Below are 13572 nucleotides of genomic sequence, written 5' to 3'. Positions count from 1 at the left end.
GTCGTTCGGCCATTTGAGCTTGAGGTCCGGCCTCAGCGCAGGCGACAGCAACCCGTCGACAGCGTCATGCACCGCGAGCGCCGCGACAAAGGAAAGCTCCGCCGCCTTGCGCGGATTTGCCTGCGGACGCAGCAGGAGCGTTCCCATGAAATTGCCGCTGGGTGACACCCATTCGCGGCCGCGCCGTCCGCGGCCCGCCGTCTGACGCTCTGCCGTGATCCAGATAGGACCGGGCTCACCCGCCTCGCCGAGGCGCTTCGCTTCCTCATTGGTGCTGTCGATTTCCGCGAAGGCGCGGAGCGAAATGCCCGTTGGAAGCAAGGGGGCCATGGATCAGGGCAGCAGCGCGGCGGCGGCGGCTTCCGCGCTTGCGATCAGCGGCGCGGGGTAGACGAAGAAGAAAAGCGTGAAGAGGCCGGACAGGCCGAGCACGATGCTCAGCTCGCGCGACATGGGCGCATCGAGAGCCTGCGCCGGTTCGTCGAAATACATCACCTTGACGATGCGCAGATAGTAATACGCACCCACCACGCTCGACAGAACGCCGATGACGGACAACAGGTAGAGGTTCGCCTTGATCGCCGCCATGAAGACGTAGAACTTTGCGAAGAAGCCGGCGAGCGGCGGAATACCCGCCAGCGAGAACATCAGCATGGCGAGCAGGAAGGCAACCATGGGGCGGCTGCGCGACAGGCCCGCAAGATCCTCGATATTCTCGACCTGCTCGCCGCTGCGGCGCATGCCCAGAATGACGCAGAACACGCCCGCATTCATCACGACATAGATCGTGAGATAGATCAGCACGCCGCGAAGACCTTCCACCGTTCCCGCGGCGACACCCACAAGCACGTAACCCATATGGCCGATGGAGCTATAGGCCATCAGCCGCTTGATGTTGCGCTGGCCGATGGCGGCGAAGGCGCCGAGCACCATCGAGGCGATCGAGACGAAGACGATGATCTGCTTCCACTCCGGCGCGATACCCGGGAAGGCCGTGAAGAGCACGCGAATGATGAGCGCCATGGCGGCGACCTTCGGCGCACTGGCCATGAGTGCCGTCACGGGCGTCGGCGCGCCTTCATAAACGTCCGGCGTCCACATGTGGAAAGGCACCGCCGAAATCTTGAAGGCGAGCGCTGCCAGAATGAATACGAGGCCGAAGATCAGGCCGATAGACGCATGGCCCGTGTTGAGAGCCGCGGCAATCGTCTGGTAGTCCACACTGCCCGTGAAGCCATAGACCAGCGAGCTGCCATAAAGGAGAAGGCCGGACGAAAGAGCTCCGAGCACGAAATATTTGAGGCCTGCCTCGCTCGAACGCGCGCTGTCGCGGTTGAACGCCGCGATCACGTAGATGCTCAGACTCTGAAGTTCGAGGCCGAGGTAAAGCGCGATCAGGCTGTTCGACGAGACCATCATGATCATGCCGAGAGCCGCCAGCGCAATCAGCACCGGAAACTCGAAACGATCCATGTTCTCGCGACGAATAAAGGTCACCGACATGATGACCGAGAGCGCTGCCGCCAGCAGGACCAGCAGCTTGATGAAGCGCGTGAACGGGTCGATCATGAACATGCCGCCGAAGGTGGCAGCATGAATGTCGCCCTGCCCCGCCACCAGCACCGCGACCAGCACGAAGAGAGCCACGACCGCCCAGGAAATGCCGCGCGTCGGGCTCACCTTCCGGAAGGCACCAACGAGAAGCAGGAACAGGGCGCCGACTGCGAGAACGATCTCTGGCAGAGCGGGAGCGAAAGCCGGAATTGACGAAGCGGCGGTTTCCATCGAAGTGATCCCGTTCTAGCGAGCAGCGATAAGGTGCAGGGCGTCGAGTGCCGTTCGGCCCGCTTCAGCCACCCGATGCGCCTCGACGGCGGCGGTGTAGTTGGCAATGAGGTGCTCGACGGAGACCGCCGTCACATCGAAGACGGGCGACGGATATACGCCGAAGAAGATCGTCGCTGCGATGAGCGGCAACAGCGTCACGATCTCGCGCATGTTGAGGTCGAGAATGTTCTTGAGCGAGTCCTTCTCGAGCGCACCGAAGACCACGCGGCGATAGAGAAAGAGCGCATAGGCCGCCGAAAGGATCACGCCCGTCGCGGCGATGAACGCCACCCAGGTGTTGACCTTGAACGTGCCGATGAGCGTGAGGAACTCGCCGACAAAACCGCTGGTTCCCGGCAGCCCCACATTCGCCATGGTGAAGATCATGAAGGCCACGGCATAAAGCGGCATGCGGTTCACGAGGCCACCATAGGCCGCGATCTCGCGCGTGTGCAGGCGATCGTAGATCACACCGACGCAGAGGAAGAGCGCGCCCGAAACCCAGCCATGCGACAGCATCTGGAAGATGCCGCCCTGCACGCCCTGCTGCGTCGCCGCGAAGATGCCCATGGTGACGAAGCCCATGTGTGCGATCGACGAATAGGCAATGAGCTTCTTGATGTCTTCCTGCACCAGCGCCACGAGCGAGGTGTAGACCACCGCGATGACGCTCATCGCGAAGATCAGCGGCGCGAAATCGGCAGAAGCCACAGGGAACATCGGCAGCGAGAAGCGCAGGAAGCCGTAACCGCCCATCTTCAGCATGATGCCGGCGAGGATAACCGAGCCCGCCGTCGGCGCTTCGACATGCGCGTCGGGAAGCCAGGTGTGAACCGGCCACATCGGCATCTTCACCGCGAAGGATGCGAAGAAGGCAAGCCACAGCCATGTCTGCATGCGCGACGAGAAGTCATGCGCCATGAGCGTCGGAATGTCGGTCGTGCCTGCGTCCCAATACATCGCCATGATGGCAAGCAGCATCAGCACGGAGCCGAGCAGCGTGTAGAGGAAGAACTTGAAGCTCGCATAGATGCGGCGCTTGCCGCCCCAGACGCCGATGATGAGGAACATCGGGATGAGGCCGCCCTCGAAGAAGAGATAGAAGAGCACGAGATCGAGCGCGCAGAAGACGCCGATCATCAGTGTTTCAAGAATGAGGAACGCGATCATGTATTCGCGCACGCGCGTCTCGATCGAGTTCCAGCTCGCCAGGATGCAGGCGGGCATCAGGAAGGTCGTCAGGATGACGAACAGCATCGAGATGCCGTCGACGCCCATGTGGTAGCTGATCGCGCCACCGAGCCAGTCGAACTTCTGCACGAACTGGAAGGACGCGGTCGACGCATCGAAGTGCCACCAGATGTAGAGCGACAGCACGAAGGTGATGAGCGTCGTCCACAGCGCCGCATAACGCGCATTGCGCGCGACAGTCGCCTCGTCGCCCCGGAAAGTGAGGATGAGCAGCGCGCCCACCACCGGCAGGAACGTTACGAGCGACAGGATGTTTCCATCGTTGATAATCGACATCAGTGGACGCCCCCGAGCATGAAGTAGGTCGCCAACGCCGCGACGCCGAGCAGCATTGCGAAGGCGTAGTGATAGACGTAGCCGGTCTGGAGCCGCATGACGCCGCGCGTCACATCGACAACGCGGGCTGCAACGCCGTCAGGCCCGATGCCGTCGATGATGCGGCCGTCGCCCACCTTCCAGAAGGTGCCCCCGATCCAGAAAGCCGGCTTCACGAAGATCCAGTCGTACAACTCGTCGATGTACCACTTGTTCAGCAGGAACTTGTAGAGCGGCGCCTGTGTACGCGCGAGTTCGACCGGGAGATCCGGACGCGCGATGTAGAAGTACCAGGACAGGGCGAAGCCGAGCGCCATCATCACGGTCGGCATGCGCGCGGCCCATTCCGGAACCTCGTGCATGGCATGCATGATGTGGTTGGCCGTGCCGCGATAGATCGCTTCGAGCCAGAAGGCTTCGTGCCCTTCGCCGATGAAGTAATGCTTGAACACGGCGCCTGCGCCGAGAGCGCCAATGGCGAGCACGATAAGCGGCACCAGCATGACGAGCGGCGATTCATGCGCATGTTCCAGCGTATGATGATCGGCGCGCGACGTTCCGTGGAAGGTCATGAAGACGAGACGCCACGAATAGAAGGACGTGAGGAAGGCCGCGAAGACGGTCATGCCGAAGGCATACATATGCACCGGGTTGTGCCCGGCAAACGTCGCCTCGATGATCGCGTCCTTCGAGAAGTAGCCCGCCGTCAGCGGGAAGCCCGTCAGCGCCAGCGTGCCGATGAGCATCATCGCGTAGGTCGCCGGAATGAGCTTGTAGAGCCCGCCCATCTTGCGCATGTCCTGCTCGCCGTCCATCGCGTGAATGACGGAGCCCGAGCCGAGGAACAGCAGCGCCTTGAAGAAGGCATGCGTGAAGAGATGGAACACGGCCACTTCATATGCGCCGACGCCAAGCGCCGCGAACATGTATCCGAGCTGCGAACAGGTCGAGTAGGCGATAACGCGCTTGATGTCGTTCTGGACGAGACCAACCGTCGCCGCGAAGAAAGCGGTCGTCGCACCGACAAAGGTGACGACAGTGAGCGCGGTCTCCGAGAACTCGAAGATCGGCGAGCAGCGCGCAACGAGGAACACGCCCGCGGTCACCATGGTTGCGGCGTGGATGAGCGCGGAAACCGGCGTCGGGCCTTCCATGGCATCCGGCAGCCAGGTGTGGAGCAGGAACTGCGCCGACTTGCCCATGGCGCCCATGAAGAGCAGCAGGCAGATCGTCGTCACGACCGGCACTTCATGGCCGAGGAAGAGGAAGCTCTTGTTCGCGAGCCCCGGAATCGCCTTGAACACCGTGTCGAACTCGACCGAGCCGACCATCATGAAGATCGTGGCGATACCGATGATGAGGCCGAAATCGCCCACGCGGTTGACGACGAAGGCCTTGATCGCCGCCGCATTGGCGCTCGGCTTCTGGTACCAGAAGCCGATGAGCAGATAGGAGGCGAGGCCCACGCCTTCCCAGCCGAAGAAGAGCTGGATGAAATTGTCAGCCGTCACCAGCGCGAGCATCGCGAAGGTGAAGAGCGACAGATAGGCAAAGAACCGCGGCTGCTGCGGATCGTGGCTCATATATCCGATCGAATAGATGTGAACGAGCGCCGAGACCGAGGTCACGACGACGAGCATCACCGAGGTCAGCGTGTCGATCCTGAGGCGCCAGTCGGATTCGAACGAACCGCTGTCGATCCAGGTCAGGACCTGAACGTGTTCGGTGACGCCGCCGAGCGCGACATTGACGAAGGCAGCGACCGACAAGGCGGCCGAGACGACGAGCAGGCCGGACGTCACGAGCTGCGAAGCGCGAACGCCGATCCAGCGGCCGAAAATGCCGGCGGTCAGAAAGCCGACGAGCGGCAGGAAGACAACGGCGGAGTACATGTCCCCTACCCCTTCATCAGATTGACATCCTCAACCGCGATGGAGCCGCGGTTGCGGAAGTAGGTCACAAGAATGGCAAGGCCGATGGCCGCTTCGGCCGCGGCAACCGTCAGCACGAAGATCGCGAAGACCTGACCGGTCAGGTCGTGCAGGAAGACGGAGAAGGCGACCAGATTGACGTTCACCGCGAGCAACATCAACTCAATCGACATGAGAATGATGATCACGTTCTTCCGGTTGAGGAAGATGCCGAACACGCCGATCGTGAAGAGGATCGCCGCGACGGTGAGATAATGTCCGAGCCCGATTTCCATTGTTACGTTCCGCTTCCCTTAAATTCCCTGGCCCGGCTTGACGTCCTTGAGCTCGACGCCTTCGTGCCGCTTGCGGCCCACCTGATGCGCGATCACCTGCCGCTTGATGTCCGGGCGGTGGCGCAGCGTCAGAACGATGGCGCCGATCATGGCGACGAGGAGAACGAGCCCCGAGGCCTGGAAGAGATAGGCATATTGCGTATAGAGGATCTGGCCGAGCGCGCGGGTGTTGGCGACCTGCTCGAGCGCCGGCGCGGGCGAAGCCGCAACCTGTGCCGCCTCCGGCGTGATGACCCAGGCGCCTGCGACGAGCAGCAGCTCGACGAGCAGGATGAAGCCGACAAGCCCGCCGACGGGCAGATATTGCAGGAAGCCCTGGCGAAGCTGCGCGAAGTCGATGTCGAGCATCATGACGACGAAGAGGAAGAGCACGGCCACAGCGCCGACATAGACAATGACGAGGATGAGCGCGATGAACTCCGCTCCCATCAGCACGAAAAGCGCCGCTGCATTGAAGAAGGTCAGGATCAGGAACAGCACAGAATGCACGGGGTTCCGCGCCGCGATCACCATGAACCCCGCCGCCACGGCCATGGCCGCGAAGACGTAAAATGCGATGGCGGAAACAATCATCTGGACCCCTCGTCCTTCATTCCTTGCCGGACCTCAGGTCCGGAATGCTGTCAGTCCTTCGGTCAGCGATAAGGCGCGTCGAGCGCGATGTTCTTCGCGATCTCACGCTCCCAGCGATCGCCATTCGCGAGCAACCGTTCCTTGTCGTACATGAGCTCTTCGCGGGTCTCCACGGAGAACTCGAAATTCGGGCCTTCGACGATGGCATCCACCGGGCAGGCTTCCTGGCAGAAGCCGCAATAGATGCACTTCGTCATGTCGATGTCGTAGCGCGTCGTCCGGCGCGTACCGTCATTGCGGCGCGGCCCCGCCTCGATGGTGATCGCCTGAGCCGGGCAGATCGCTTCGCAGAGCTTGCAGGCGATGCAACGCTCTTCGCCGTTCGGATAGCGGCGCAGCGCATGTTCGCCACGGAAGCGCGGAGAGAGCGGTCCCTTCTCGAAGGGATAGTTCACCGTCGCCTTGGGCTTGAAGAAGTAGCGCATGGCGAGGAAGAAGCTCGTCACGAACTCCGTCAGAAAGAGCGACCGGGCTACTTGATTGACCGAAGCCATTTGTCAGTCCTTTCCGATCAACCGTGATGCGGCACGAGGCCGAAGCCGACGAGCACGCCTGCCGTGAGCACGACCCAGAAGAGCGAGATCGGAAGGAAGACCTTCCAGCCCAGACGCATCAGCTGGTCGTAGCGGTAGCGCGGCACGAATGCCTTCACCATGGCGAACATGAAGAAGACAAGGCAAAGCTTGACGAGGAACCAGATGACGCCCGGCACCAGCGTGAAGGGCAGCGCGTTCACCGGCGGCAGCCAGCCGCCGAGGAAAAGGATCGTCGTCATGGCGCACATGAGGATGATCGACACATATTCGCCGAGCATGAACATCATGTAGGGGGTCGAGGAATACTCGACCATGAAGCCGGCAACGAGTTCCGATTCCGCTTCGACGAGGTCGAAAGGCGGACGGTTGGTTTCAGCCAGCGCCGAGATGAAGAAGATCACGAACATCGGCAGATGCGGCAGCCAGAACCAGTTGAGAAGGCCGTAATGGCCCTCCTGCGCGCGCACGATGTCCGACAGGTTGAGCGACCCGGCCGTCATCAGCACCGTGATGAGCACGAAACCGATCGAGACTTCGTAGGATACCATCTGCGCGGCCGAACGAAGCGCCGACAGGAACGGATATTTCGAGTTCGACGCCCAGCCCGCCATGATGACGCCGTAAACGCCGAGCGACGAGATCGCGAGGATGTAAAGGATGCCGATATTGATGTTCGAAACGACCCAGCCATCGGCGAGCGGCACCACCGCCCACGCCGAAAGCGCCAGCGTCACGGTAACGAGCGGCGCGAGAAGGAATACGCCCTTGTTCGCGCCCGCCGGGATCACGACTTCCTTGAAGACGAATTTCAGCAGGTCCGCGAAGGACTGGAACAGGCCGAAGGCGCCGACGACGTTCGGGCCGCGGCGCAGCTGCACCGCCGCCCAGATCTTGCGGTCGGCAAGCAGGATATAGGCGGTGAAGAGCAGCAACGCGACCAGCAGGCCGAGGCTCTGCGCCGCGATGATCGCGAGGGGAATGCCGTAAGTGGTCAGAATATCAGCCATGTGCCCTTACTCCGCCGCCTGAACACGTTTCGTCGCGGCGACACGTGCCGAGCATTCGGCCATGACCTTGCTCGCCCTTGCGATCGGGTTCGTCAGATAGAAGTCCTTCACCGGCGTCTCGAAAGGCGCGGCGTCAAGTTCGCCCACGGGAAGCTCCGGCAACTCACCGGCGGGAACCACATTGTCGATCTCCGCAAAGTGCGGCGCGTCGGCGACGATCGCCGCGCGGAGCTGATCGATATTGTCATAAGGCAGCGTCGCGCCGAGAGCGTCCGACAGCGCGCGCAGGATCGTCCAGTCCTCACGGGCCTCGCCCGGCGGGAAGGCGGCGCGCTGGCCGCGCTGCACGCGGCCTTCGGTGTTCACGTAGAGACCGGGCTTTTCCGTATAGGCCGCGCCCGGCAGGATCACGTCTGCCCGATGCGCGCCCGCGTCGCCATGCGTGCCCTGATAGATCACGAAGGCATTCCCGAGCTTCGACATGTCGATTTCGTCGGCGCCGAGGAGATAGACGACATCCAGCTCGCCCTTCGAGGCGCCATCGAGAATGCCCGCCACGTCGCGGCCGCCCGCGCCCGGCACGAGGCCGAGGTCGAGGCCGCCGACGCGTGCCGCCGCGGTGTGCAGCACGTTGAATGCGGCACCCGTCGTCTTCGCCAGCGCGATGGAGGCGGCGAGAACGGCAGCACCGTCCTTCCGCGTCAGCGCGCCCTGCCCGACAATGATCAGGGCGTTCTGCGCGCTCTTCAGCGCCTCGGCAAAGCCCTTGCCCGCAGCAAGCTCGGCGAGCGTCTGCGTGCCGGCGCCGAGATGGTCGTAGGGGTAAGTCAGGTCGTGGCGCGGACCGATGACGCCAACCTTGAGCCCGCCCGCGCGGAAGCGCTTGCGGATACGCGCATTGAGCACCGGCGCTTCGCGGCGCGGATCGGAACCGATGATGAGAATGACGTCCGCCTGCTCGATGCCGGCAATCGTCGAATTGAAGATGTAGCTCGAACGGGCGCCGCCGAGCTTCGCACCGTCCTGACGGCAATCGATATTGGTCGAGCCGAGCTTCGCCCAGAGATCCTTCAGCGCCTTCATCTCTTCGGCGGCGGCAAGGTCGCCGATAATGGCGCCGATGCGTTCGCCCTTCGCGCCCTTGAGCTTCGCGGCGATGGCGGCGAAAGCCTCATCCCAGCTCGCCTCGCGGAGCTTGCCGTTCTCGCGAATGTAAGGCCGGTCGAGACGCTGCGTCTTGAGACCGTCCCAGATGAAGCGGGTCTTGTCCGAAATCCACTCCTCGTTCACGTCCTCGTTGAGACGCGGAAGAATGCGCATCACTTCGCGGCCGCGCGTGTCGACGCGGATGTTCGAGCCGACGGCATCCATCACGTCGACGGACTCGGTCTTGCGCAGTTCCCAGGGCCGCGCAGTGAAGGCGAAGGGCCGGAAGGTCAGCGCGCCGACCGGGCAGAGATCGACCACATTGGCCGAAAGCTCCGACGTCAGCGTGTGCTCGAGATAGGTCGTGATCTCCATGTCCTCGCCGCGGCCGATGGCGCCGATCTCCGGCGTGCCAGCAACTTCGGTGGCGAAGCGGACGCAGCGCGTGCACTGGATGCAGCGCGTCATCACGGTCTTGACCAGCGGGCCCATATACTTCTCTTCGACGGCGCGCTTGTTCTCGTGATAGCGCGAACCATCGGTGCCATAGGCAACGGCCTGATCCTGCAAGTCGCACTCGCCGCCCTGATCGCAGATCGGGCAATCGAGCGGATGATTGATGAGCAGGAATTCCATCACGCCTTCGCGGGCGCGCTTCACGACTTCCGTCGTGGTGTGGACGACCGCGCCATCGGCGGCCGGCATGGCGCAGCTCGCCACGGGCTTCGGCGATTTCTCGACCTCGACCAGGCACATGCGGCAATTGCCGGCGATGGACAGACGCTCGTGATAGCAGAAGCGCGGAATTTCGACGCCCGCCGCCTCGCAGGCCTGCAACAGCGTTGCGCCCGCTTCGACCTCGACCTCGATGCCGTCGACTGTAACCTTGGGCATGCCTCTACTCCGCCGCCACTTGAGCGCCGCCCTTACCGGACGTGAGCCGCTCTTCAACCACATGCCGGAAATGGCGCATCAGCCCCTGGATCGGCCAGGCCGCCGCGTCGCCAAGCGCGCAGATCGTGTGTCCTTCGACACGCTTCGTCACATCGAGAAGCATGTCGATTTCCGACACCTGCGCCTCGCCCGAAGCCATGCGCTCCATCATGCGCCACATCCAGCCCGTACCTTCGCGGCACGGCGTGCACTGGCCGCAGCTCTCATGCTTGTAGAAGGCCGAGATGCGCGCGATCGCCTTGATGAGATCCGTCGACTTGTCCATGACGATGACAGCCGCCGTGCCGAGACCGGTCTGCGCCGCCTTGAGCGAGTCGAAATCCATCAGGATGTCGTCGCAAACGGCCTTCGGGATCATCGGGACCGATGAACCGCCGGGAATGATCGCCAGCAGATTGTCCCATCCGCCGCGCACGCCGCCGGCATGCTTCTCGATAAGCTCGCGAAGCGGAATGCCCATCTCTTCCTCGACGTTGCAGGGCCTGTTCACATGCCCCGAGATCGAGAAGATTTTCGTGCCGGTATTGTTGGGACGGCCGAGGCCAGCGAACCAGCCCGACCCGCGACGCAGGATCGTCGGCGCAACGGCGATGGATTCCACGTTGTTCACGGTGGTCGGCGCGCCATAGAGGCCCATATTGGCCGGGAACGGCGGCTTCAGCCGCGGCATGCCCTTCTTGCCTTCGAGGCTTTCGAGCAGCGCCGTTTCTTCGCCGCAGATATAGGCGCCGGCGCCGTGATGGACATAGAGATCGAAATCCCAGCCCGAGCCCGCCGCGTTCTTGCCGATCAGACCGGCCGCATAGGCTTCGTCGACGGCCGCCTGCAGCGCCTCGCGCTCGCGGATGAACTCGCCGCGTACATAGATGTAGCAAACATGCGCGCCCATCGCGAAGCTGGCGATAAGGCAGCCCTCGATCAGCTTCTGCGGATCGTGGCGCATGATTTCGCGGTCTTTGCACGTGCCGGGCTCGGACTCGTCGGCATTGACGACGAGGTAGTGAGGACGTCCGCCCGAGTCCTTCGGCATGAAGGACCATTTGAGACCGGTCGGGAAGCCGGCGCCGCCGCGGCCGCGCAGACCCGACTTCTTCATCTCGTCGATGATCCAGTCGCGGCCCTTGGCGATGATGTCGGCCGTGCCGTCCCAGTCGCCACGCTTCTGCGCGCCTTTGAGGCCCGGTTCACCAAGACCGTAGAGATTGGTGAAGATGCGATCCTTGTCCTGAAGCATCACTTGGTCTCCGTGAATGACGTCAGGGTCGTCGGGCCGCCAAGCGGCTCCGACGAGTGCCGGCCGTTCTGCGGGCCCGGCTTCACCGCACGGCCCGCGCGCAGCGACTCCAGAATTTCGCCGAGCTTCTCCGCGTCGAGATCCTCGAAGAAGTCGTCATTGATCTGAACCATCGGCGCATTGGCGCAGGCGCCCAGGCACTCGACCTCAAGCCAGGAGAGCTTGCCATCCGCGCTCACCTGCCCCTCGGGGCCGATATGCTTGCGGCAGGCGTCTTTCAGTTCGTCCGCGCCGCGCAGCCAGCAGGGCGTCGTGCCGCAGAGCTGCACGAAATGCTCGCCGACCGGCGCGAGGTTGAACATGGTGTAGAAGGTCGCGACTTCGAGGGCGCGGATATAGTCCATGCCCAGCAGATCGGCGACGTGCCGGATTGCCGGTTCGGGGAGCCAGCCGCCCGCCTGCTTCTGGGCACGCCAGAAAAGCGGGATGATCGCCGAGGCCTGACGGCCAGACGGATATTTCGCGATCTGCGCATTCGCCCATTCGAGATTCTCGGGCGTGAAGGCAAAGCTTTCAGGCTGGCTTGCAGCCAGACGACGCACGCTCATCGATCAACCTCGCCGAACACGATGTCGAGCGAGCCCAGCACGGCGGAAACGTCCGCAAGCATGTGGCCGCGACAGAGATAATCCATGGCCTGCAGATGCGCGAAACCCGGCGCGCGGATCTTGCACTTGTAAGGCCGGTTGGTGCCGTCCGAAACGAGGTAGACGCCGAATTCGCCCTTGGGGGCTTCGACGGCGGCGTAAACCTCGCCAGCGGGAACGTGATAGCCCTCGGTATAGAGCTTGAAGTGATGGATGAGCGCTTCCATCGTGCGCTTCATCTCGGCGCGCGAGGGCGGAAACATCTTGCCGTCGGTCGTATGCACCGGCCCCTCAGGCATCTTCTCGATCGCCTGCTTGATGATGCGGAGCGACTGGCGCATCTCGTCCATACGGACAAGGTAGCGGTCGTAGCAGTCGCCGTTCTTGCCAACGGGAATGTCGAAATCGAGTTCCGAATAGACTTCATAGGGCTGCGAGCGGCGAAGGTCCCAGGCCATGCCCGAGCCGCGCACCATCACGCCGGAGAAGCCCCAGGCCAGCGCGTCTTCCTTCGACACGATGCCGATATCGGCATTGCGCTGCATGAAGATGCGGTTGCCGGTGAGCAGCGTCTCGAGATCGTCGAGCACCTTCTCGCAAGGATCGCAGAAGTCGTAGATGTCCTGCACGAGCTTCGGCGGCAGGTCCTGATGCACGCCGCCCGGCCGGAAATAGGCCGCATGCATGCGCGCGCCGGAAGCACGCTCGTAGAAGATCATCATCTTCTCGCGCTCCTCGAAGCCCCAGAGCGGCGGCGTCAGCGCGCCGACGTCCATGGCCTGCGTGGTGACGTTGAGGAGATGGGAAAGAAGACGGCCGATCTCGGAGTAGATGACGCGGATGAACTGGCCGCGACGCGGAACCTCGATGCCGAGGAGCTTTTCCACGGCGAGCGAGTACGCATGTTCCTGGTTCATCGGCGCAACGTAATCGAGCCGGTCGAAATAGGGCAGCGCCTGCAGATAGGTCTTGGCCTCGATCAGCTTCTCGGTGCCGCGATGCAGAAGACCGATATGGGGATCGACGCGCTCGACGATTTCGCCCTCGAGCTCGAGGACGAGGCGAAGCACGCCATGGGCCGCAGGATGCTGCGGGCCGAAGTTCAGATTGAAATTGCGAAGCTGCTGTTCGGTCATGACTTCGTCTCCGCCTTCTCGTCGCCCGGCAGCACGTAATCGGTGCCTTCCCACGGGCTCAGGAAGTCGAAGCTGCGGAATTCCTGAACGAGTTTCACCGGCTCATAGACGACTCGTTTCTGGTCGTCGTCATAGCGCACCTCGACATAGCCCGTAAGCGGGAAATCCTTGCGCAGCGGATAACCGGCAAAGCCGTAGTCGGTGAGAATGCGACGCAAATCCGGATGATCCGAGAAGAGCACGCCATACATGTCGAAGGCTTCGCGTTCGAACCAGTTCGACGCCGGGAAGACGCCAACCGTGGTCGGCACGGCCGTCTCTTCATCGGTCTCGACCTTGACGCGGATGCGCGCGTTCTTCTGCATCGACAGCAGGTGGTAGACCACATCGAAGCGCCGTTCGCGCTGCGGGTAGTCGACCGCCGTAATGTCGATCAGCGTCGTGAAGGCGCATGCCGGATCGTCGCGCAAAAAAGTGAGCACATCGACGATCCGCGCGGCTTGCGCGGCCACCGTGAGCTCACCATATGCGGTGCTGGCATCAAGGACCGCACCCGCGAGTTTCGCGCGGATGTGATCGCCGAGGTCTGTCAGACTTCCATCCATCGAAGCAGTCTCGAA

13 protein-coding genes are annotated in these 13572 nt (G+C 62.7%); all 13 read right to left on the bottom strand.

Annotated features, from left to right (window positions below; all coding sequences use genetic code 11):
• Positions 1-330 (bottom strand): biotin--[acetyl-CoA-carboxylase] ligase (locus tag ABFC66_RS00770; RefSeq protein WP_346739043.1); only part of this gene is annotated, 330 nt, incomplete at its 3' end.
• Between the two features lie 3 nt (positions 331-333).
• Positions 334-1785 carry an NADH-quinone oxidoreductase subunit NuoN gene (nuoN, locus tag ABFC66_RS00765; protein WP_346739042.1) on the bottom strand — a complete coding sequence of 484 codons (1452 nt, stop codon included), beginning with the start codon at positions 1783-1785 and terminating at the stop codon, positions 334-336.
• Positions 1786-1800: 15 nt separating this feature from the next.
• Positions 1801-3354 carry an NADH-quinone oxidoreductase subunit M gene (locus ABFC66_RS00760; RefSeq protein WP_346739041.1) on the bottom strand — a complete coding sequence of 518 codons (1554 nt, stop codon included), beginning with the start codon at positions 3352-3354 and terminating at the stop codon, positions 1801-1803.
• Complete coding sequence (nuoL, locus tag ABFC66_RS00755) at positions 3354-5285, bottom strand: NADH-quinone oxidoreductase subunit L (RefSeq protein ID WP_346739040.1); 1932 nt, start codon at positions 5283-5285, stop codon at positions 3354-3356. Before nuoL ends, ABFC66_RS00760 begins: the two co-directional genes overlap by 1 nt.
• 5 nt (positions 5286-5290) lie before the next feature.
• Positions 5291-5599: an NADH-quinone oxidoreductase subunit NuoK gene (gene nuoK, locus ABFC66_RS00750; RefSeq protein WP_346739039.1), complete on the bottom strand. Its 309-nt coding sequence runs from the start codon at positions 5597-5599 to the stop codon at positions 5291-5293.
• 18 nt (positions 5600-5617) lie between these two features.
• Positions 5618-6232, bottom strand: coding sequence for an NADH-quinone oxidoreductase subunit J (locus tag ABFC66_RS00745; protein ID WP_346739038.1), 615 nt, complete (start codon positions 6230-6232; stop codon positions 5618-5620).
• A gap of 62 nt (positions 6233-6294) precedes the next feature.
• The gene (nuoI, locus tag ABFC66_RS00740; RefSeq protein ID WP_152216740.1) at positions 6295-6786 is read right to left on the bottom strand and encodes an NADH-quinone oxidoreductase subunit NuoI; all 492 of its coding nucleotides are present in this window, start codon (positions 6784-6786) and stop codon (positions 6295-6297) included.
• Between the two features lie 17 nt (positions 6787-6803).
• The gene (nuoH, locus tag ABFC66_RS00735; protein WP_346739037.1) at positions 6804-7835 is read right to left on the bottom strand and encodes an NADH-quinone oxidoreductase subunit NuoH; all 1032 of its coding nucleotides are present in this window, start codon (positions 7833-7835) and stop codon (positions 6804-6806) included.
• Between the two features lie 6 nt (positions 7836-7841).
• Positions 7842-9875: an NADH-quinone oxidoreductase subunit NuoG gene (gene nuoG, locus ABFC66_RS00730; RefSeq protein WP_346739036.1), complete on the bottom strand. Its 2034-nt coding sequence runs from the start codon at positions 9873-9875 to the stop codon at positions 7842-7844.
• Between the two features lie 4 nt (positions 9876-9879).
• On the bottom strand, positions 9880-11169 hold the full coding sequence (gene nuoF / locus ABFC66_RS00725) for an NADH-quinone oxidoreductase subunit NuoF (RefSeq protein ID WP_346739035.1): 1290 nt from the start codon (positions 11167-11169) through the stop codon (positions 9880-9882).
• Positions 11169-11777 carry an NADH-quinone oxidoreductase subunit NuoE gene (gene nuoE, locus ABFC66_RS00720; protein ID WP_346739034.1) on the bottom strand — a complete coding sequence of 203 codons (609 nt, stop codon included), beginning with the start codon at positions 11775-11777 and terminating at the stop codon, positions 11169-11171. Before nuoE ends, nuoF begins: the two co-directional genes overlap by 1 nt.
• A complete protein-coding gene (locus ABFC66_RS00715) occupies positions 11774-12952 on the bottom strand; it encodes an NADH-quinone oxidoreductase subunit D (protein ID WP_152216735.1) in 1179 nt (392 codons plus the stop codon). Before ABFC66_RS00715 ends, nuoE begins: the two co-directional genes overlap by 4 nt.
• On the bottom strand, positions 12949-13557 hold the full coding sequence (locus ABFC66_RS00710; RefSeq protein ID WP_346739033.1) for an NADH-quinone oxidoreductase subunit C: 609 nt from the start codon (positions 13555-13557) through the stop codon (positions 12949-12951). Before ABFC66_RS00710 ends, ABFC66_RS00715 begins: the two co-directional genes overlap by 4 nt.
• Between the last annotated feature and the right edge of the window lie 15 nt (positions 13558-13572).

It is taken from the genome of Parvibaculum sp. (assembly GCF_039680535.1).
GTDB lineage: Bacteria > Pseudomonadota > Alphaproteobacteria > Parvibaculales > Parvibaculaceae > Parvibaculum.
This window is presented reverse-complemented; position numbering and strand designations above follow the sequence as displayed.